Consider the following 21,434-nt stretch of genomic DNA (forward strand, 5'->3'; position numbering starts at 1 on the left):
ATGAGCGCAGGAAATTAACTATGCGCGGATGCTGCCCACCTCGCGGATGATGCCGAAGCGGTGCATGGTCACCGATACGGCCTGCTCGAGGAGGAAGGGGAGGAGCTCGCGGCGGCCGTCGGCAAGCACAGGCTGGTCCAGCACCACGGAGTTGGACTGTACTGCGGCCTCAAAGACGCCCTCTTCCACGGAGCCTACCGAGCGCACACGGCCGGACTCGAGACTGGAGACCTCGCGGATAAAAGCCTCGAGTGCTACGCCATCGACGCCAAAGCCGAGCTCGCGCAGCTCCGCAGCCTTCTCCGGGGCGGCGCTGAAGCGAACCGGGGAGTTGGTGCGGGTAGCGGCGAGGGTGAGGCGGGCGACGTCGCGAAGCTCGGCGTCCTCAGAAATGCGCACCTGCAGCGGGCTTAGCAGCGGGCGGTAGCGGAAGACGTTGGCCTCGCAGACCAGGCCAGCGCGGTCGTGGTCGCGACCGAACTCCTGCTGCCAGGCCAGCTCGTCGAGCTCGGCAGCACGCCACAGCCAGGCGGTGTCCTCATCAGAAAGGGACAGGTTAGCGAAGGCACGCAGCTGGGCGGCCACCGGCTGGGAAATGTCGACGTCGAAGGGGCGCAGCGCGCCATCGGCCCAGGTACCGAACTGTGCCACGTAGTTCGGGCCACCGGCCTTGGCACCCGGCCCCATGACGGACTGCTTCCAGCCGCCGAAGGACTGGCGCTGGACAATCGCGCCGGTAATGCCGCGGTTGACGTAGGCATTGCCCACCTCGACGCGCTCGAGCCAGTAGTCAATCTCGTCGTTATCCAGCGTGTGAATACCGCCGGTGAGGCCGTAGCCGGTGGAGTTTTGCCACTCGATGGCCTCATCCAAAGTCTCCGCATGCATAATGCCGAGGACCGGGCCGAAGCACTCGTTGACGTGGAACCAGGAACCCGGGCGCACGTTATCGCGGATACCCGGCGACCACAGCGTGCCCTCTTCGTTGAGCTTCTGAGGCTTAATCAGCCACGTTTCGCCCGGCTCCAGCTGGGTAAGGCCATGCAGGAGCTTCTCGCCGGGCGCTTCGGCCAGGCCGTTCATCGTGGTGGTGATTTCGTGGCCGGGGCCGGGGATGAGGGTCTCGACGGCGTCGACAAGCTGTGAGCGCAGGCGCTGGGAATCGCCGGCCGCGCCGACGAAGATGACCAGAGAAGACGCCGAGCACTTCTGGCCGGAGTGGCCGAAGGCGGACAGGTAGAGATCCTGGATGGCCAGGTCTGGGTCGGCAGACGGGGTAATGATGAGAGCATTCTTGCCGGAGGTCTCCGCCATGATGTTCATCTCCGGCTTCCAGGAGCGGAAGAGCTGGCCGGTATCGGACGCACCCGTGAGGATGACGGCGTCGACGTCGGCGTGGGAAATGAGCGCGCGGCCGGCCTCGCCCTCATCGGTGAAGACGAGCTGGACCAGATCCGGGTCCAGGCCCTGGGCTTCCAGTGCGGTGCGGAAGGCGTCGACGACGAGCTTCGCACAGTGCACCACCTGCGGCGCGGGCTTGATGATGACGGCGGAACCTGCGGCCAGGGCTGCGGCGATACCACCGGTGGGGATGGCCACCGGGAAGTTCCACGGCGGGGTCACCACGGTCACGCGGTGCGGGGAGAACTCAGCGGCGTAGTTCTCCAGCAGACGCGCGGACTGGGCGTAGTAGGTGCAGAAGTCGATGGCCTCGGAAATCTCCGGGTCGGTCTGCGTGACGGTCTTGTTGGCCTCATAAGCAGCGACGGAGATGAACTCGCCGCGGCGGTTGGCCAGCTCATCGGCCACGGCCTCCAGCGCGCGGGCACGGTCCTCAGCAGGGCGGGCACCCCATTCGGCACCGAGTTCGGCGGCGCGGAGCACGTGCTTGTCGACGACGGTGGTGTCCGTCAGCTCATCCACTCCATGCGCGCCGGGGTCGCTGTTGAGAGCCTGGATGGCCCACTCGCGGTTGGCTTCCAGGGCCGGGTCAGTGTCCGGCTCGTTGGCGAAGCGGCCGGTGCGCGGTGCCTGGCGGCCGGCTGCGTGTTCGGCCTCCTCCAGGCGGTTTTGGGTGCGGCGCGGGCCGGCGAAGGTATCCCAGCGCTGCTCGACGGCCTCGCGGAAGACCTGCTCCTGGTCCTTAAGCGCCTGCTCCTCCGGGGCGAAGAGGGCGTAAAGGAAGTTCTGTGGTGCGGAGTTTTCCTCCAAGCGGCGCACCAGGTAGGAGACCGCGACATCGAAGTCCTCCATGTGCACCACTGGGGTGTAGAGGATCTGGCGGCCCTCGAAGGCATCGCGGACCGCGGCCTGCTGGGCCGGGGACATGCCCTGGAGCATTTCGGAATCCATCATGCGCATGACACCGCGCTTGGTGCCCAGCTTGTAGGCAAAAGCCGCGGTGTAGAGGTTGTGGGTGGCCACGCCGATGCGCACGCAGTCGGCGAACTCGGGGCGCAGGATGTAGTCGAGCAGGCGGTAGTAGTTGGCGTCCACCTCATCCTTGGTGGCATAAGGTGCTGCCGGCCAGCCGTGGATTTCACCCTGGACGTGCTCCATCGAGAGGTTTGCGCCCTTGACGATGCGAATCTTGATGTGGGATCCGCCCTCGGCCACGCGCTGCTTGGCAAATTCTGCCAGGTGCGCCAAGGCGTCGAAGGTATCCGGCAGGTAAGCCTGCAGGACGATGCCTGCCTCGAGGTTGGTGAACTCCGGCTCGCTGAGTAGCTCGGTGAACAGGCGCACCGTGAGGTGGAGGTCGTGGTATTCCTCCATGTCCAGGTTGATGAAGACCTTATCGGGGCGGCGCGCGGCGGCCTCGTAGAGCGGGCGCAGGCGTTCCTTGAGGCGGACCAAGGAACCCTCGATATCCCACGGGTTGAGCTGGGCCACCATGGAGGAGGCCTTGACGGACACGTAGGTCACGCGCGGGTTATTGATGAGCTTGAGGGTGCGCTCGGCGCGGGAGCGCGCTTCGTCGTCGCCCAGCACAGCCTCACCGAGAAGGTTGAGGTTGAGCTGCTCGCCGGACTCGGCGGCCTTGTCCAAGGTCTTGTTGAGGGCGTCGCTCTCGGCGTCGAGGACCAGGTGGCCGACCATCTGGCGCATGCGCATGCGTGCCAGCGGCATGACCAGGTTGGGCAGGATGGGCCCGAAGAACCCACCCAGGCCTACGAGGGAACCGTTGATGAGGCCGAGGAAGGAGGCGTCATAGGTGGTGGTAACGGACTTCAGTGCGTGGGCGGCTACCTTGTCATCTTCGGGGCGCATGACGCGGTCGACGAAGTCCATGGTGAAGGCTACTCCGTCCGGGTTGCGCAATAAGTCTGCGAGTTGTTCTGTGGCCGGGTCCTGCTCGTCGGCGGTGGAGGCGAGCCAGGAGTGGGCCTGGGCCGCGGCGTCGGCGATCAGCGCGGCGTCAATGTCGGTGGATTCGGGAACGGGGGTGTGAGCATCGTTAGTCATGGATTACAACCTTTATGGGTCTCAAGGCACACTGGTGCGGCCTTGCGGAAAGCGGAAACTGCAGACTTTCTAGTCCAACACGGGCGCATACTCTGCGCCGTACCGTTCAGTCTGTGTGAAAAGAGGTGCTTATTTAACGCTGGCGTACACAACCGGTGGCCGATCGGAAGAACGACGCTGCCTAATGAAGTGAGCATTCATGTGCGACCACCCTTCTTGCGTGTGGGGAGCAGCCAGGCAACGGCCTGGCCTGATTAGCGAGAAATCGGTGACCTTGATATGGCCCGCCGCACAGAAATCGTAGACGTGTAACCCATCTCGCTTACATGAAAGCTAGCCCCTTAAGTTGGGGTGAGTCAATCCCACAGGTGTTGTTTTGAGGGGAGGGTGCTACCCCCGTGTTAGTGGCTGAGATAGTCCGCGAGATCTGACGCGATTTTCTGTGCGCCCAGAGGCCCCAAGCCGAGTGCCCACGTATCGTCGCTGACCTCGATGGCATGGCCGTCTTTGACCGCAGGTAGCCGTTGGAACGCCGCGGTAGAAACGGCGGTGTCTTGGCCGGTGGCGGAGGGATCTCCGTAGCTGCAGTAGAAGATGTAGTCGGCGTCCGCTTGGTCAATGTTCTCCGGCGAGATTTCCGCAGCGAGCTCTTCGATGTCCTGGTTGGCGGGGCGGGCGAGGCCGGCGTCATCAAGCACCGTTCCAATGAGTGAAAGGCGCCCGTAGAGGCGTACCTTGCCCGGCATGAAGCGCAGAATGGTGACGGTGGTGTCTTCGCTAGCTGGCCCGTCCTCAATGACCTTCTTTACTTCTTCGATCTTCTTGTCATAGTCGGCCATGACTTGTTCGGTGCGCTCCTCTTCTCCGAGGGCTTCACCGATGAGTCGGAAGTTTTCTTTCCAGGTGTATCCAGGGCGGATCGAGAAAACGGTAGGTGCGATGGAATTGAGCTGGTCATAGTGCTTATCCATGCGCAGCTGCGAGCCGATGATGAGGTCGGGGTTGAGCGAAGCAATCTTTTCCATATTGACTTCGTTGATCGTGCCTACCGTTTCGATGTCACTTGCTTTGTCGGCCATGTAATCCGGGACGGGATTCTGGCCCTTGGACGTGGTCATGCCGACTGGCTTCATGCCGAGTGCTAGGACGGAATCGAGTTCGCCGCTTTCTAGAACAACCACCCGTTGTGGCTTTTCTTTGAGTTCGGTCGTTCCGCGTGCATGCGTGACCGTGCGTGGGAATTGACCAGGGGCTGCATCGCTGCCAAAGCTTTGGCTTTTCTCTCTCGCCCCGGCAAAGCCTTCGCCTCCGGTGGCCACGGAGTCATTTCCCGAGGCTGAATTGGAGTTTCCTGATTCTTTCCCGGACGGTGAGGACGCAGGGTTAGAAGCGTCAGCGTTTGAGTTGGTGTTTTCGAGGCTGGCGCAGCCGGTGAGCGCTAGCGCTGCGGTAAGACCAACAGCAGTGAGGCGGAGGAGAGGGGTGCGGGGTGCGATTTTCTTTCGAATGTTCATAAAAGGTAGCCTAACCTAAATTAGGTCGAGCTAAGGAAACGTGAGCATATGAAGGTATTTGGGTGGTGTCGGTGATTGAGCAGGGGTTGCGCGCCGGAAAGAGAAATACCCGGCGTCTTGGTTGGGTAGTAGTTGCTGGCCTTGCCATTCTCTGTATCGGCGTGGCGCTGTCACTGGCGTTGGGCGCGCGTAGCATTCCCTTCAGCGACGTGTTGGCCGCCCTTCGGGGACAGCCTGGTATAGCTTCCTCGATCGTGTGGGAGAGGCGTCTTCCCCGTACACTCGTTGCTGTTTGCGCAGGCTGTGCTTTGGCCCTCGCTGGTGCAGTTCTGCAGATCATGACGCGCAACCCTTTGGCAGATACCGGAGTTTTCGGGATTAACGTAGGCGCCAGCTTGGCCGCCGCCATTGCTCTGGGCTGGTGGGGGTGGCAATCACCTTTTGCGTTTTCGCTCGCAGCCATCATCGGTGCGGCAGTGACCATGCTGCTGGTCACCGCGGTCGGGCGTGGCAGAGCGGGCGATGTTGATCCGCTGAGACTGATTCTTGCAGGCGTAGCCATCGGGGCGGTATGTGAGGGCCTGTCCTCCGCGCTGATCCTGATAGATCCTCACGCCTTTGCAAGAATCCGTGCTTGGGTGACGGGCTCCGTTGACGTTGCTTCGTGGACGCCAGTGGTGATTGCCTTCGGCGGACTGGTGGTAGGCGTGGTGCTACTGATTGTCTTTGCTCGCCACTTGCCGCCCCTTGCTCTGGGGGATGACGTTGCGGCGAGTCTCGGCATTAACCTCAAACTGACTCGTTTGGGGCTTGTCGCGGCGGTAACGGTGTTGGCTGCTACCGCCACCGCAGCGGCGGGGGTGATTGTGTTCGTTGGACTAGTTATCCCGCATGTTGTCAGGCTGTGCGGGATATACGAAGAGCGGGCACAGCTTGTCGCCGCTGCCGTGGTGGGGCCTTTGTTTTTATTGGGCGCCGATATTGTGGGCCGCTACCTCACTGCTGCTGAGTTGCCGGCTGGCGTCACGGTGTCGCTCATTGGTGCCCCAGTATTGATTGCGCTGTCCCATCGCGCTGGAAGGAGGCTGTGATTGTGAGCGTGAGAAGTGTTTTGTCCTTTGCGGGCATTGTGATCGTCGCGCTGGCTATTGCTGCCTATTCGCTCTTCTCGCCTGGTGCCGGGCAGGATAGTGCAGCGTTGTGGTCCGTGGCTACGAATCCCAATAGCACTGACTTTGCAGCCACCGTCGTGTGGCAATGGCGTGCTCCGCGGGTGGTTGCCGCGATTGTCGTAGGAATGTGTTTGGGCATAGCGGGCGCCATCTTTCAGATCCTCACCCACAATCCGCTGGGGTCACCCGACATTATCGGGTTTAATACCGGTGCCTATACCGGTGTCATCGCGGTCTCCTTGGCGAGCTTTAGCTCCGCATTCAACATTGCGCTAGGCGCGTTGGTGGGTGGGACTATCACTGCGTTACTCATCATGGGGCTTTCATTTGCCGGAAGGCTCACGGGAGCAAGGCTGGTTGTGGTGGGGATTGGAGTGACGTTCTTCCTTTCAGCAATAAACAAGTGGTTGATTCTTAGTGGTGAGTTGGAGCAGTCCCTAGGTGCGGCGACTTGGGCTGCTGGAACATTGAATGCTGTGTCCTGGGCGCGAGTTATTCCATTGGGGGTGCTGGGAGGCGCGGCGTGCGTCGCTGGGTTGCTGCTGCGTGGCTGGTGTGACGCGCTTGCCCTGGGGGATAGCACGGCGAGTGCGTTGGGGTTGAACGTGAGTCGTGCACGTGTGGTGATGGTTCTGGTTGGCACAGTTCTTGTCGCTGTATCGACGGCGATAGCGGGCCCAATCTCATTTATTGCCCTCGCGGCCCCACATATGGCTCGGTTGCTCTCGCGTCCAGACAGGACGCCGGTGTTGCTCTCTGGAGTCCTCGGTGCACTTTTCTTGCTCGCTGCCGATTTAGCAGGGCAGCGGCTGTTTTTCCCAATTACTCTGCCTGCCGGTCTTATTACGGTCTGCGCCGGTGGCATCTACCTGGCGGGTTTGCTGCTGTGGCAATCCCGATCTGCCGGAATGAAAGGTCAGTAAAGTGAACCAACTAAAAGTATGTGACGGTGCGCCGAGCGTGCGGGCTGAGGGGGTGAGCATGTCCTATGGGAGGACTGCCCCGTTAATTCTCGACTCGGTGGATGTGTCTTTTCCGGCCGGGAAATTTTCTGCCATTATCGGCCCCAATGGTTGTGGAAAATCCACTTTGGTGAAGGTGTTGGCGCGGTTGGAAATGCCGAACGCGGGCGCGGTGTGCATTGGCGAAGAAGATGCAGCCGCATTCTCTCGGCGTAGCTACGCTCGGCGCGTCGCCGTGATGTCGCAGCAATCCATAGCTCCCGAAGGGATCAATGTCAGGGAACTGGTTGCGCGCGGGCGATTCGCCCACCAAGGATTTATGGGGTGGAGGAGCCAGGAGGACGAGCGTGCCGTTAGTCGTGCGCTAGCAAAGGTGGGCCTTGAACAACTGGAGACGGCCGAGGTAGCGGCGTTGTCTGGCGGTCAGCGTCAGCGTGCTTGGTTGGCCATGGCCCTCGCCCAGGAAACGCCTGTGCTCTTCTTGGATGAGCCAACGAGCGCGCTTGACATTGGATACCAGCATTCCTTCATGCGGCTGATGCGGCAGCTGGCAGGAAGCAAAACCCTTATTGCGGTCATTCATGATTTGGCGCATGTATTGCGCTATGCGGATCACGTCGTGGCGATGAAAGATGGAACGGTGCGGGACGCGGGCGTGCCGCGCGAGGTCATCACCCCTGCCCTTATTGAGGAACTCTATGGGCTGTCAGTCCGCGTTGTAGATGTGGACGGTGAGCCGGCAATCGTCCCTGTAGGGTGAGTCTCCGCCAAACCGGGTTTGTTTTCCCAGCGTGTTGGCGATAAATAAAAAAGTTGAGTCGATCGGGAACAACTTTGAGTTTGCCTGCGTTGTGTAGGTTGAGTGACCGGCGCTCAGGTTTGGATGACTCTGAGTGTCGCTTCTGTTAGAGTCGCTGACTGGACGCGGCAGAAGTTGAGTCGCGCACTATCAACTTAAAACAAACCCCAACACGCAAGGAGAAAAGATTATGGGACGCGCAGTAGGAATTGACCTTGGTACCACCAACTCGGTTGTATCCGTGCTGGAAGGTGGCGAGGCAACCGTTATCGCTAACTCCGAGGGTTCCCGCACCACCCCGTCCGTCGTGGCTTTTGCCAAGAACGGCGAAATTCTCGTTGGCCAGTCCGCCAAGAACCAGGCGGTCACCAATGTTGACCGCACCATTCGCTCCGTCAAGCGCCACATCGGCACCGACTGGACCATCGATATCGATGACAAGAAGTACACCCCGCAAGAGATTTCGGCCCGCACGCTCATGAAGCTGAAGCGCGACGCCGAGGCTTACCTGGGTGAGGACGTTACCGACGCCGTCATTACCGTCCCGGCTTACTTCGAGGATTCCCAGCGCCAGGCCACCAAGGAGGCCGGCCAGATTGCAGGCCTCAACGTCCTGCGTATCGTTAACGAGCCGACTGCCGCCGCGCTGGCTTATGGCCTGGAGAAGGGCGAGCAGGAGCAGACCATCCTGGTCTTCGACTTGGGTGGCGGTACCTTCGACGTCTCCCTGCTGGAGATCGGTGACGGCGTTGTTGAGGTCATGGCTACCGCTGGTGACAACCAGCTCGGTGGTGACGACTGGGACCAGCGCATTGTCGACTGGCTCGTCGATAAGTTCAAGGCTTCCCAGGGCGTTGACCTGACCAAGGATAAGCGCGCTGTCCAGCGTCTGCGTGAGGCTGCTGAGAAGGCCAAGATTGAGCTGTCCTCCTCCCAGTCCGCCAACATCAACCTGCCGTACATCACGGTGGACTCCGAGAAGAACCCGCTCTTCTTGGATGAGACCCTGTCCCGCACCGAGTTCCAGAAGATCACCCAGGATCTGCTGGACCGCACCAAGGAGCCGTTCAACCAGGTCATCAAGGATGCTGGCCTGTCCCTGTCCCAGGTTGACCACGTGGTCCTCGTCGGTGGTTCCACCCGTATGCCGGCCGTGTCTGACCTGGTGAAGGAGATGACCGGTAAGGACCCGAACAAGGGCGTGAACCCGGATGAGGTCGTTGCTGTGGGCGCTGCTCTGCAGGCAGGTGTTCTGCGCGGCGAGGTCAAGGACGTGCTGCTTCTCGACGTCACCCCCCTCTCCCTCGGTATCGAGACCAAGGGCGGCGTGATGACCAAGCTCATCGAGCGCAACACCACCATCCCAACCAAGAAGTCTGAGACCTTCACCACCGCTGATGACAACCAGCCGTCCGTGCAGATTCAGGTCTTCCAGGGTGAGCGTGAGATGGCCTCCGCCAACAAGCTGCTCGGCTCCTTCGAGCTCGGTGGCATTGCCCCGGCACCGCGCGGTGTTCCGCAGATTGAGGTCACCTTCGACATCGACGCCAACGGCATCGTCCACGTGACCGCCAAGGACAAGGCCACCGGCAAGGAAAACACCATCAAGATCCAGGATGGTTCCGGCCTCTCCCAGGAGGAGATCGACCGCATGGTCAAGGACGCCGAGGCTCACGCCGAGGAGGACAAGAAGCGCCGCGAGGAGCAGGAGACCCGCAACCAGGCGGAATCCACCTCCTACCAGACCCGCAAGTTCATGGATGAGAACTCCGACAAGCTGCCGGAGGATCTCAAGACCCGCGTGACCGAGGCTGCCGACGCCGTCGATGAGGCCCTCAAGGGTGATGACATCGAGGCCATCAAGTCGGCCGTCGAGAAGCTGGGCACCGAGTCCCAGGAGCTGGGCAAGGTCCTGTACGAGGCCCAGGCAGCTGAGGCAGGCGCAGAGGGTGCTGCTGGTGAGGCCGCTGGTGACCCGAACGTTGTCGACGCCGAGGTTGTCGACGAGGACGACGAGAACAAGGAGAAGTAAACGATGACCTCCCCTCAGGACCCGGGCAACCCGGCCAATACCGACCCTGAGGCAACCTCCGCCGACGCCGCGGAGGCTGCCGCCGCCGAGGCCGCTGCTGCCGACGGTGCCGTGGACGAGGCCGCTGAGGCTCAGGCCAACGCCGCTACTGCGGGCACTGCTGAGGCCGAGGCTGCTGTGAATGACGCCGCGAGCGATATTGCCGAGGAAGCAGCTGCCGGTGACGACGCGGCAGTGGAGGACTCCCTGGAGGCTCAGCTGGCTGAGCGCACCGAGGACCTCCAACGCCTCAACGCGGAGTACACCAACTACCGCCGCCGCACCGAGCGTGACCGTCAGGCCGTGATCGAGACTTCTAAGGCCAAGGTCCTGGCAGATTTCCTGCCTATCCTTGATGACCTGGAACTCGCACGCCAGCACGGCGACCTCAACGAGGGCCCGCTCAAGGCCATCGCGGACAAGCTCAACGGCGTGCTCACTAACAACCAGCTGGTTCCCTTCGGTGAGGAAGGCGATGTCTTCGACCCCGAGGTGCACGAGGCCGTCCAGGACCTCTCCACTGGTGATGAGCAGGCAGTGGGTACCGTGCTGCGCCGCGGCTACAAGGTAGGCGAGCGCGTTGTGCGCACCGCCATGGTGATTATTGCTGACCCAGCCGGCTCGGCTGAGAGTCCGGACAACCCGGATAGCGCAGAATAACAACAGATGGTGGCGTCAGGGTGTTGAGTCCTTGGCGCCACTCTTCTTTTAGATACAAGCTTTTGAGATTCTCCTGAAAGGAGGAGATGCCCAGTGAATGCTAAGCCAGAATGGGCAGACAAAGATTACTACGCGGATCTGGGGGTCTCCTCGTCCGCTACCGCCGACGAGATTAAGCACGCCTACCGCAAGCTCGCCCGCGCGAACCACCCCGACGCCAACCCGGATAACCCGGAGGCAGCGGAGAAGTTCAAGCAGGTGGCTGAAGCCTACGACGTGCTGTCAGATGCTTCCGAACGCAAGAACTACGATCAGTTCAAGGCCATGATGCGCAGCGGCGGCGGCGGCTTTGGACGGAGAGGAGGCGCCGGGTTTCCCGGCGGGTTTCGATCCACGCACATGGGTGGCCCGGGTGCGCAAGACTTCGACCTCTCCGACATCTTCGGAGGATCCCCTCGAGGATCGGCTCAAGGCGGCGGTTTTGGGGATATCTTCGGTGGCGTTTTCAACCGCGGCGGTAGTGCTGGCCACTCAGCTCGGCCGTCGCGGGGGGCCGACGTCGAAACGCACATAACCCTTTCCTTCCGCGAGGCCGCCAAGGGCACGACCATCCCGCTGCAGCTCAGCGGCGAGGCGCCGTGTACGACCTGCCACGGTTCGGGTTCGAAGACCGGTAAGTTGTCGACGTGCTCTACCTGTGACGGCACCGGCTTCACCTCGGAGCAGCGTGGCTCCTTTGGGTTGTCTGCTCCCTGTACCGACTGCGCTGGCACCGGTCAGCGCGCTGAGGACCCGTGTGCGGATTGCTCCGGCTCCGGTACGGTGCACCGCACGCGCTCAATCACGGTGCGCATCCCGGCCGGCGTGATTGATGGTCAGAAGGTGCGTCTGGCAGGCCAAGGCGAGGCCGGTCCTAACGGCACACCATCCGGCGACCTCTTCGTTGCCGTGACTGTCAAGCCGGACGAGGTCTTTACCCGTGAGGGCGATGACCTGCACGTCACCGTTCCGGTCTCCTTTGCCGAGCTGGCGTTGGGGGACACCATTACGGTTCCTACCCTCGATTCGCCGGTGCGCGTCAAGGTTCCTGCCGGCACCCCGGACGGCCGCACCTTGCGCGTGAAGGGCCGCGGTGTGCCCAAGCGTTCCGGCAAGGCCGGCGACCTCATGGTGGCCGTGCAAGTAGCCGTGCCCTCTACCTTGGACGCTGCCGCCTCCTCGGCGTTACGCACGTACGCGCAGGCGGAGAAGGACTCCGGCTTTGACCCGCGCAAGGGCTGGGCCGGAAACCCGGTCATGCGTTAGAAAGAGGTAAATGATGAACAAGGAAACACCAGGCAGAAGCGATACCGCAAAGCCGAAGGCCATGTACGTCATTTCCGTGGCGGCGGAGCTGTCCGGTATGCATGCGCAAACCCTGCGCACGTATGACCGGATGGGGCTGGTCTCCCCAGCCCGCACCTCGGGCGGCGGCCGCCGCTACTCTGAAAACGACATTGAACTGCTGCGTAAGATTCAGACCTTGTCGCAGGACGATGGCGTGAACCTGGCAGGCATCAAATCCATTATCGAGCTCACTGCCGAGCGTGACCGCCTTGCTGCTGAGCGTGATGAACTCCAGGCAGAGGTCGAACGGCTGCGCAGCCAGGCCCGTCCCTCGCGTGGCGAGCTCGTCCACGTGCCGCGCTCCACCTCCGTGGTGATGTGGAAACCGCGCCGCGGTCGCCACAACTAGGCGCCTTTACTCCCTCCTCGATGGAGGGGGTTCTACTGTTTTCGGCCTTTCTAGCCTCGTTCGGTCCTGCCCGGCCGCCCGCTTGAGCCCGGCCGACTGTTTGGGCCCGGCCTTCGTGCCTGCCGCGCTCCCAAGGGCCCTAGCTGACGAAGATCCTGCCCAAAATTGCTCTGGGGCCCAGATCTCCGTCAGTTAGGGCACCTTTTTCTAAACCAACTTCTTGGCAACTTCCCAATACCAAAAGCTTTCTTGAGGAAAAACGTGAGTTTGGCAAAATATATAGCTACACTCGCATTCAACGTTGTGTCGCCCATCACTGTCATGAGGCTTTGTGTGGGCGGCCGCCGTGATGGAAAAGAACCCACAAGAAAGGCACTACGCACATGACTTTGTATGCAAACCCCGGAACCGCTGATGCCATCGTCTCCTTCCGCGAGCGCTACGACAACTACATCGGCGGCGGGTGGGTCGCGCCCGTCGATGGCGAGTACATGGACAACATCACCCCGGTCACCGGCGAGGTCTTCTGCCAGGTAGCCCGCGGTAAGGAAGCGGACATTAACCTGGCAATCGACGCCGCCGAAAAAGCCTTCGAGACCTTCGGCAAGACCACCCCGGCAGAACGTGCACTGTTGCTGCACCGCATTGCGGACCGCATCGAGGAGAATCTAGAGAAGATTGCTGTCGCGGAGACCTGGGAGAACGGTAAAGCCGTGCGTGAGACCCTCGCCGCTGACATCCCGCTAGCTGTGGACCACTTCCGCTACTTTGCCGGCGCTATCCGTGCTCAGGAGGGTCGCCTTTCCCAAATTGATCAGGACACCGTGGCGTATCACTTTCACGAGCCACTGGGCGTGGTGGGCCAGATTATTCCGTGGAACTTCCCACTGCTCATGGCCGCATGGAAGATTGCCCCGGCCCTGGCTGCGGGCAACACTATCGTGATGAAGCCGGCCGAGCAGACTCCCGCATCCATCCTGCTGCTCATTGAGATTATCGAGGACCTCCTGCCCAAGGGCGTGCTCAACATCGTCAATGGTGTCGGTGAGGAAGCAGGTGCTGCATTGTCCGGCTCTGACCGCATTGCCAAGATTGCCTTTACTGGCTCCACCCCGGTAGGCAAGATCATCAACAAGACCGCTGCTGACAAGGTCATTCCGGTCACCCTGGAGCTGGGCGGAAAGTCACCGTCCATCTTCTTCGCTGACATCATGGACAAGGACGATGACTACCTAGAGAAGTGCGTCGAGGGCTTTGTCATGTTCGCCCTCAACCAGGGCGAGGTCTGCACCTGCCCGTCGCGTGCGCTTATCCATGAGGACATCGCGGACAAGTTCCTTGAGCTGGCCGTGGAGCGCGTAAAGAAGATCAAGATTGGGCATCCGCTCGACACTGAGACCATGATGGGTGCCCAGGCCTCGCAGGAACAGATGGACAAAATCACCGAGTACCTCGAAGTGGGCCCGAAGGAAGGTGCCGAAACTCTCGTCGGCGGCCACGTGAACAAGGTGGAAGGCCTGGAGAATGGCTACTACATCGAGCCCACCGTGTTCAAGGGCACCAACGATATGCGCATCTTCCGCGAGGAGATTTTTGGTCCGGTGCTTTCTGTCGCCACGTTCAAAGACTTCGAGGAAGCCATCCAGATTGCGAACGACACCAACTTCGGCCTCGGTGCCGGCGTGTGGTCGCGCCACCAGAACACCTGCTACCGCGCTGGCCGCGAGATTCAGGCCGGACGCGTGTGGATTAACCACTACCACGTGTACCCCGCTCACAGTGCCTTCGGCGGCTACAAGGAGTCTGGCATCGGCCGTGAGAATCACCTTATGATGCTGGGGCACTATCAGGAGACTAAGAACATGCTCGTGTCTTACTCAGAGGAGCACGCTGGCCTATTCTAGAGACTAGATATCGAAGAAGTGAGGAAGGTGATCGGCGGTGACTAAAACTGTGGCTCCTGTAGCTGTTACCGCCTCTCGGTGGGAGCATGGCTGGGACTTGGTGATCGATGAGGAAAACGCAACAAGTACCGCTCAACTTAAAAACGCCGAAGCGCAGGTACGCGACTATCTCGACACGATTGACCCAAGCGTAGACCATTCGGACGTTCCCGTCGTCGTTACGGTAGGACATTGTGGTCTTCAAGATGAGGGCGCTGAGCAATAGAGCCTAGACCTCGCAGAAATGCGGGGTCTTTCCAATAGGTGCCGTGGTCGCCCGGCAAGCCGTTCGCGCCGGGGAGGGGAGAGGCGCCAAAACTGGGGGAGGACGGGCTGGGCCCGTGGATGCCGCCGAGGGGGCCGGTGGTCAGAGCAATGGGATCCTCGGCATTGGTTGCACTCCACACTCGGCCGTGGAGCTGGTCCGCGCTGGTGGTGGAGGCACCAGGGCTGCCGACGAGCACGATGTCATCAGCAACCTTCGCCTCGTGCGCGGCCTTGCCCACGACGACCGAGCCATAAGAATAACCGACAAGCATGTGCTGTGCCTGGGGGAAGCGGGCGCGGAGCGCACGTTGAAAGCGAATGAGCTCGGCAGCACCGCGCTGGGCAGGCTCCTCGTGCGCGGCGCGGGATAAGGAGGAGGGTGCGGAGTAACCGAGCCACGCCACCGTGGGCCCACCGGTGGCGCGGGCAATGGAGCGAGCCCGCTCAAGCGAGGTTGGCCAGCCTGCGGTATTGGAGGAACCCACGCCGCCCACGAAGGTGTTGACCTGAGGCACCTGTGCGGGCTGAGTGGCGAGTCCAGAAGGGTCGATAAGAGCCACGAGCCGCCCGGGGCTGGTCTCCAGGATGGTCATGTCGGGGTTCGCGGCGGCCAGCGCGCGGACCTCGTCGCTGGCGACGCTGAGCTGCACCTGATGGAGCTCAGCCAAAGAAAGGTCGGCGAAGTCCTCCAGGCGAGTCGGGGGAGCGGACATTTCCGGAGTGCATAGGGCGTGGAGTTGGCGGGCGCAGGCCCAATCGAGGGCGTCGGCAAGCGCATCGAGCTGGCCCATGAGACTGCTGCGTGGATGGGCAAGAGGGGAGGTACTGAGGCGAGCTCGAAGGTTCTCAATCTTCTCCTGGAGGGGAGCATAGAGCGACACGATCTGGGCGGCCATACGCATCTGCTGAGCAGGGCTGAGAAGGCTATCCGTGGCGCGGCGAAGAGAGGAGCGGGCAGCATCGCCGGCGGCGCCGGAGATAGCTAGAGCTACCCAATGATGGTGGGACGCATCGATATAACGATCCAGCTCACGGGATGAACTGGCGAGCGCAGAGGAAGTCGCATAGAGAGCATAAGCGATACTCATCGGGCGCCACCCAAGCGAGCTGATAGCCCAGAATCGATATCGTGGGCCGCCACCACGAAACGCTCCAGGTCCTCTAATTGGGCCACGCGCGCGGTGTCACTGGAATGGCGGGAAGATTCCCACCGCGATTCTAAACGTGCAAGAGCCGCCGCGGTGCGGGGCGGGGCATCTAAAGCTGTAGGGCCGGGTGGCGGGCGGTGGTCGTAGAGAGAACGGATATGCGGAAGCGCTGCGGGGTCAATGTCGAGGTGGTTCATGCAGACCAGAGTGCGGCACGAACGCGGCAAGGTAAAGAGGCACAGACACTGAAGAACGAAATCTGTGGATAACTAGCCCGGGCTCGTCTACCGTGGGCCGCATGAAGGTAGCAGCAGTACAGTTGACCAGCACCGGAGACGTGGAGGAGAACCTCGCGGTAGCGCTCGAAAAGATTCGGGAGGCCGCCGAGAATGGCGCCACGCTCATCGTCTTGCCAGAGGCCACCACCCAAAGCTTTGACTCAGGCCGCCTCGACACCAATGCGGAGGGGCTCGAGGGCCGCGTGGCTACAGCAGTGCGCGAGCTAGCAGAAGAGCTCGAGGTCTATGTGGTGCTGGGCATGTTTGCCCCCGCCGATACCGTCGAGCGTGACGGCAAGACAATCAACCGCGTGGCCAATGTGGCGCTCATCGCCGGCCCAGGTGTGCTGGGCGGGTACGAAAAAATCCACACTTACGACGCGTTTAAATACAAAGAATCCGATACCGTGCGCCCCGGCGAGTCCCTCGTGGTCTTCGACGCCGGCGACATCACCGTCGGCGTGGCTACCTGTTACGACATCCGCTTCCCAGAGCAGTTTAAGGAGCTCGCCCGCCAAGGTGCGCAGCTCATCGTCGTGCCCACCAGCTGGGCCGATGGGCCGGGCAAGCTAGAGCAATGGCGCCTGCTGTCCGCTGCCCGCGCACTGGATTCCACCAGCTACATCCTCGCTGCCGGCCAGGCGCGCCCAGGCGGGGAAGCGAAGGCAGGGGAGGCCTCGGGGCCAACGGGGATTGGCCACTCAGTACTCGTGGCACCCGATGGCACCCGCGTGGCCGAAGCCGGATATGAATCGGAGATCCTCTACGGCGAGGTGGACGCGGACACCGTGACGAAGGTTAGGGAATCCCTCCCCGTCCTGGACGCCTAAGCGCTTAGGCCCATTGCGATTTCTTCCACGCAGCCCAGGCCTCCCAGTCATCACCCCAGCCGTCGAGCTTGGCGGCCGACGCCGTCCACTCACTGCCGCGCTGCCAGCCCTCCGTCACGATGGATGTAGGAGACACCCCGCCCTTGAGTAGCGCCGCCTGGGCTACCTCGACGCGATCCGCCGGGCCAATGAGCACGAAACGGCGATCCGTGCCGCGGGCAAGGACGGGCTCCATAGGTTCTTCCGCCAGGAGGGGCTCAAAGCCCTCCGCTGGCGCCGTTGCGCCCAGCAGCCAGGGATCGTGGGCATCGCGCACAATGTGCTGAATGTCGAGGGAAGGGACAAGGGCCATCAGGTTGGCCCGAAACTCCGTGTCATAGTGCTTGCCCGGCGTGGGAGCAACGACGACCACGCGCAGGCCGGCGGGGAGGTCGGGGAGGGCGTCGAGAAGCACTGCCCGCGCACCGGCCCACCCCGTGCCAAACGAGATGAGCGTCGTGGAGGAATCCAAAGTCACCGGCTCGCCAGCAGGCGCGCCCAGCGTCCACCAATCGCCCGGCTGCGCCATGGCCAACATCGACGAGGCCTCGCCCGCCAACGCCACGTGGAAAGTCAACTGACCCGAAGGATCCGCCGGGGCAGCCGGAGTCAGCAGGCGCCAGGTACCGGGCGTGAGCTGCGACGTCACCGGAACGTGCTGGCCCGCGCGGTACTCCAGCGGCACACCCGATTCCAGCCGCACCACGGCCGTGCGTCGATTCGGCTTTTCCACGGCCACGACCTGGGCGCTGTGGGCAGGGGGGATCCCGGAGGCGTCGTCAAGCTGTGCCGCCTCCTGCATCAGCGCGCAGATACGGGAAATCGTCCGCGCCGCCACCTCATGTTGATGCGGCGTGAGCCCCAGCACCCCCAGCCCATGAATGAGCGAGGCCTCAAACTGCGGATACACCTCCGGTGGGAACCCATGGCGGCGATGATCGCGGCCCATGAGGGCCATGCGCTTGGCGACGTCCCCCCGAACCTCCCCATCCTCTAAATTCTCCAGCACCCACGCCAAGGCCGGCGCCATCGAAGGGTGCGTGTCCTTCATGGAGAGAGCGAAGATCTGGCGAGCCTGTGCCACAGTGCTGAAAAAGTGGCTATGTACTGCGTCGCGATAGTCCTCAGCATGATTGCGCAGATGCTCACCCAGTTCCCTCATGCCCGCCCATCCTAGTCGCCGGGGGTAACCACCAATTACCCACGGGTTATATGCAGGGGGTGGCATAGCGGGCATCTGGTTGTAGTGTAATCTACGGTCCATTTCCCGGAAGAGGGTGACTCGTATCTCTATGACGCCGCGTTCAGCGGCATGGAAGGAAGTTTTCGCATGGAAGAATTCTCTGCGTATACGATCATGGTCGATGTCGGCTGGATCTCGTTGCTCATGGTCATCGGCAACGTTCTGCGCCACCAGGTCAAGTTCGTATTCCAGGATTTGCTCCTGCCCGCGCCCATTACTGCCGGCTTGCTCGGCTTGATCCTAGGCCCCAACGTCTTAGGCTGGATCGGCCTATCGGACAACCTGGGCAGCTACACCTCCCTGCTCATCGCCGTGGTGTTCGCCTCCATGGCGTATTCCATGGAGATGGGCGGCAACATGGGCAAAGGTGCCCGCAATATGTGGGGTTATTCCACCATGATGTTCACCGGCCAGTGGGGCCTGTTCATTGTGCTGGGTCTTCTGGTCTTTAAGCCGGCCTTCGACACCCCGGACTGGTTCGGCATGATGCTTCCGGCGGGCTTTATCGGTGGCTTTGGTACTGCCGCGGCCGTGGGCGGCGCACTCGAAGGCGTGGGCGCGGATGCAGCCTCCTCCTTGGGCTTTACTTCCGCCACCGTGGGTACGCTGGCTGCCATCGTCGGCGGCATCGTGGCCGGTAACTGGGGTATTCGCAAGGGCAAGGTGTCCCATGTTCCGAAGGAACTTCCGGAGGAGCTGCGCCGCGGCTACATCTCCCGCCTTGAAGATCGCCCGTCCCTGGGCCGTGCGACGACCAACCCGTCTGCCATTGAGCCCATCACCCTCCACGTCGGTTTCATTGCGCTGACCGTGATGACCGCCTACGGCATTACTCAGGGCATCGCCTCCCTCTGGGAGAACGTCTCCATCCCGCTGTTTGCCATGTCCATGGTCGTCGGCCTCCTCTTCCGCGCCATTATGAACATGATCGGTGCCAAGGACTACCTGGATAAGGACACCGTGAGCTCCGTATCCGGTGCAGCAACCGACTACCTCATTGCCTTCGGCGTGGCCGCCATCGTGCCGGCTGCCGTGGCCGCCTACTGGCAGGCACTCCTCCTGCTCTTCGTCCTCGGTACTGTCTACTGCATTTTCTTCCTCATGTGGTTCCCCGCCGAGTTCTTTGGCGAGCGGTGGATCGAGCGCGGCATCTTTGGCTGGGGCTGGGCTACCGCCACCGTGGCGACGGGTATTGCCATCCTCAAGATCGTCGACCCGAAACTCAAGTCCGGCACGCTGTCTGAGTACGGCATGGCCTACATCGGCTTCGGTCCCTTTGAGATTTCCTGGACCATCATCGCCCCGCTGGCTGTCATGTACGGCTTCACCGCAGGCTTTGGCTGGCTCTCCTTGGGTATTGCAGTGGTCATCTACCTCGTGTTCAAGTTCACCGGTATGATGCCGCCACGCGGCACCATCTTCAAAGACGGCATCGGGCACGTCGGCGCCTCTAAGTAGAAAAGTAGATTGCCCTTATCCCTCGGCCCCCAGGCTGCATGAACGAGCAGCCTGGGGGCTTTACTATGCGTCCACGGCCATCAGGATCAACAGCCATCAGAATCCGCGACAAGAGAACCCACCGCCACGCGTGCTCGCCCTGGAAAAAGGGGAACTGAGCAAATGGTCAAAATACTAAAATAGTTTGAGGAGAAATTACAGCAGGCGCTGCGGCTGGGTTAATTGAACTCACGCTATATAGCTGCTGTGAGATAGCAATTAAATACCCTTCTCGCATTGCTGTTTAAAGATTGCTCAGGCTAAAATCTGAGGGGCTGTTAATCTGCCTCTATCCTTCTCTTTCGCCTGCTGGGCACAATCTTTAGGAAAATACATGAAGCATCTTTATGGGGACTCGCCTCGCGAGGCCGTCCTCGAGTCGGCGATCCACGTGGCTGCGGCCCAGGGCGACGATGCCGTCACTGCGGAATCGGTGGCTAAATACGCGGATCTGAAACCCTCCGATGTCACTGCTGTATTTCCTAACCGTGAGGAGATTATCTCCGCTATCCCCGAGTATGTCTCCCAACGCAAGGTGAACTTCCTCAAGGACACCCTCGAGGCAGTCCCGAGCTACGCGGATTTGTTTGACAGGCTCACCACGTTTGTGGAGTCCTACTACGAGTATGCCGAGCGTGAACCGGAGCTTTTCCGCTACCTCTTTGAACAGAAGGCCCGCGTTCTCAATGATGAATGGCAGGCGTTGCTGAAGGGTGGCCCCTCCAACAATTTGGCATTGGATCTTGTTCACCAAAACATGGCTCTCATCGTGGACCATGCTGGGCTTGAGGTAGGCCCGGATGTGTGCCCGGAGACCCTGGCAAAACTCAGCGTGGCCAGCTGGGCCACCGTTCACGGCATGGCGCACTTGAGTGTTCTTGGCGTCTTGCGTCACCAGCACCCGGTGGTACGCCGCTTTAATCTTCGCGAGGTGTGCAAGGCGCTCATCGGAACGCTTTTCCATTCCGCTGAGACCTGTGAGCTTCTCGACGTCAGCGATAGCATGTCTGTCTTCCGCGAGCGTATTTCCGCCTACGACCCAGGCCGCGAAACGCTACCGGATATTTCCGCTATTGAGGACCTCACGGCACTGCCTACGGAGCGGGCCAGCGCCGCCATTATGGAGCGCGCCATTCAGCTTGCCGGCCGGCAGGGCATGAAGGCGGTGACCATTGAGAACGTCGCTGAATACTTTGGTGTGTCTGACGTTTTTGTGGCATCCCTCGTGGACAATGATTTTGTGCTGCGTGAGCGCGTCGAGCATGAAACTGACCAAGAACTTGAGGACATGATCCTCTACCTCCTGGACAAGCTGCCGGCGGATGCCAGTGCCAAGGACAAACTCTTGTGCAGTGCCGTGGCCTACTTCCACTACGCCATGACCGCTCCGGACCGCTACGGTGCCTGCATCGCAGCTGCGTCTGGCTCCGTGGTTCCGCTGAGTGAGGACGGCGAGGTAGACCAAACTCAGATGGGCGTGTCCTTCGCGCAGCTCATGCGCTTTAACCGTGAAGCACTGCGGGAAGCCGGCCTCGAGCCCAAGGACCGCCTGGTTTACATCAAGAACTTCACCCTGTGGGCCGGCGCCGACGGTATGTGCCACCTGGCCTCCGTAGGCGAGTTCCGCTCCATTGACCTCGAACAGAAGTGGTCGATCTACTACGCCGTTATCGGCATCGTCTTCGCCACCTTCGAGCACAGCCTCCGCGCCTAACACTCCCTCCACGTAGCGCGCCCACACCGCGCGCGCTACCTACGCACCGCATCCCGCCCTCCTGCACGCGCACCGAGGGCGCTTCGTGCTTTCTGTA

16 protein-coding genes are annotated in these 21,434 nt (G+C 61.5%); 11 read left to right on the forward strand and 5 right to left on the reverse strand.

What is annotated here, in order from left to right; all coding sequences use genetic code 11:
- Positions 1-18 precede the first annotated feature (18 nt).
- Together I6J72_RS12705 and I6J72_RS12710 are read right to left on the reverse strand one after the other, a co-directional pair.
- Positions 19-3,465 (reverse strand): bifunctional proline dehydrogenase/L-glutamate gamma-semialdehyde dehydrogenase, encoded by a 3,447-nt coding sequence (locus tag I6J72_RS12705; RefSeq protein WP_204099448.1) that lies wholly within the window; start codon positions 3,463-3,465, stop codon positions 19-21.
- A gap of 401 nt (positions 3,466-3,866) precedes the next feature.
- Positions 3,867-4,979, reverse strand: a complete 1,113-nt coding sequence (locus I6J72_RS12710; protein ID WP_070532059.1) for an ABC transporter substrate-binding protein — start codon at positions 4,977-4,979, stop codon at positions 3,867-3,869.
- Between the two features lie 209 nt (positions 4,980-5,188).
- On the opposite strand from I6J72_RS12710, the gene I6J72_RS12715 reads away from it, so the two are divergent.
- The 8 genes from I6J72_RS12715 to I6J72_RS12750 all read left to right on the forward strand — a co-directional run bounded on the left by I6J72_RS12715 (position 5,189) and on the right by I6J72_RS12750 (position 14,282).
- Positions 5,189-6,070 (forward strand): iron ABC transporter permease, encoded by an 882-nt coding sequence (locus I6J72_RS12715; RefSeq protein ID WP_232748486.1) that lies wholly within the window; start codon positions 5,189-5,191, stop codon positions 6,068-6,070.
- A gap of 2 nt (positions 6,071-6,072) precedes the next feature.
- Positions 6,073-7,074 (forward strand): iron chelate uptake ABC transporter family permease subunit, encoded by a 1,002-nt coding sequence (locus I6J72_RS12720; RefSeq protein WP_168162993.1) that lies wholly within the window; start codon positions 6,073-6,075, stop codon positions 7,072-7,074.
- A 58-nt stretch (positions 7,075-7,132) separates the two neighbouring features.
- Positions 7,133-7,873: an ABC transporter ATP-binding protein gene (locus tag I6J72_RS12725; protein WP_209167872.1), complete on the forward strand. Its 741-nt coding sequence runs from the start codon at positions 7,133-7,135 to the stop codon at positions 7,871-7,873.
- Between the two features lie 229 nt (positions 7,874-8,102).
- Positions 8,103-9,944, forward strand: coding sequence for a molecular chaperone DnaK (gene dnaK, locus I6J72_RS12730; protein WP_204099449.1), 1,842 nt, complete (start codon positions 8,103-8,105; stop codon positions 9,942-9,944).
- Between the two features lie 3 nt (positions 9,945-9,947).
- Positions 9,948-10,643, forward strand: coding sequence for a nucleotide exchange factor GrpE (gene grpE / locus I6J72_RS12735; RefSeq protein WP_204099450.1), 696 nt, complete (start codon positions 9,948-9,950; stop codon positions 10,641-10,643).
- A 93-nt stretch (positions 10,644-10,736) separates the two neighbouring features.
- The gene (gene dnaJ / locus I6J72_RS12740; RefSeq protein ID WP_204099451.1) at positions 10,737-11,948 is read left to right on the forward strand and encodes a molecular chaperone DnaJ; all 1,212 of its coding nucleotides are present in this window, start codon (positions 10,737-10,739) and stop codon (positions 11,946-11,948) included.
- Between the two features lie 13 nt (positions 11,949-11,961).
- Positions 11,962-12,378, forward strand: a complete 417-nt coding sequence (locus I6J72_RS12745) for a heat shock protein transcriptional repressor HspR (RefSeq protein WP_070673249.1) — start codon at positions 11,962-11,964, stop codon at positions 12,376-12,378.
- 383 nt (positions 12,379-12,761) lie between these two features.
- Positions 12,762-14,282, forward strand: a complete 1,521-nt coding sequence (locus tag I6J72_RS12750) for an aldehyde dehydrogenase family protein (RefSeq protein WP_204099452.1) — start codon at positions 12,762-12,764, stop codon at positions 14,280-14,282.
- Between the two features lie 218 nt (positions 14,283-14,500).
- On the opposite strand, the gene I6J72_RS12755 is transcribed toward I6J72_RS12750, so the two are convergent.
- Both I6J72_RS12755 and I6J72_RS12760 read right to left on the reverse strand, forming a co-directional pair.
- Complete coding sequence (locus I6J72_RS12755; RefSeq protein ID WP_204099453.1) at positions 14,501-15,676, reverse strand: alpha/beta hydrolase; 1,176 nt, start codon at positions 15,674-15,676, stop codon at positions 14,501-14,503.
- Positions 15,673-15,933: a hypothetical protein gene (locus tag I6J72_RS12760; RefSeq protein ID WP_204099454.1), complete on the reverse strand. Its 261-nt coding sequence runs from the start codon at positions 15,931-15,933 to the stop codon at positions 15,673-15,675. Before I6J72_RS12760 ends, I6J72_RS12755 begins: the two co-directional genes overlap by 4 nt.
- 101 nt (positions 15,934-16,034) lie before the next feature.
- Between I6J72_RS12760 and I6J72_RS12765 the strand changes: the two genes are divergently transcribed.
- On the forward strand, positions 16,035-16,844 hold the full coding sequence (locus I6J72_RS12765; protein ID WP_204099455.1) for a carbon-nitrogen hydrolase family protein: 810 nt from the start codon (positions 16,035-16,037) through the stop codon (positions 16,842-16,844).
- Between the two features lie 4 nt (positions 16,845-16,848).
- On the opposite strand, the gene I6J72_RS12770 is transcribed toward I6J72_RS12765, so the two are convergent.
- On the reverse strand, positions 16,849-18,045 hold the full coding sequence (locus I6J72_RS12770) for an FAD-binding oxidoreductase (protein WP_204099456.1): 1,197 nt from the start codon (positions 18,043-18,045) through the stop codon (positions 16,849-16,851).
- Positions 18,046-18,213: 168 nt separating this feature from the next.
- Between I6J72_RS12770 and I6J72_RS12775 the strand changes: the two genes are divergently transcribed.
- Both I6J72_RS12775 and I6J72_RS12780 read left to right on the forward strand, forming a co-directional pair.
- Positions 18,214-19,584, forward strand: coding sequence for a sodium/glutamate symporter (locus tag I6J72_RS12775; protein WP_204099457.1), 1,371 nt, complete (start codon positions 18,214-18,216; stop codon positions 19,582-19,584).
- 373 nt (positions 19,585-19,957) lie between these two features.
- Positions 19,958-21,337, forward strand: a complete 1,380-nt coding sequence (locus I6J72_RS12780) for a TetR/AcrR family transcriptional regulator (protein WP_204099458.1) — start codon at positions 19,958-19,960, stop codon at positions 21,335-21,337.
- Positions 21,338-21,434: the final 97 nt, after the last annotated feature.

The organism is Corynebacterium sp. FDAARGOS 1242, from assembly GCF_016889985.1.
Taxonomy (GTDB): Bacteria; Actinomycetota; Actinomycetes; order Mycobacteriales; family Mycobacteriaceae; genus Corynebacterium; species Corynebacterium minutissimum_B.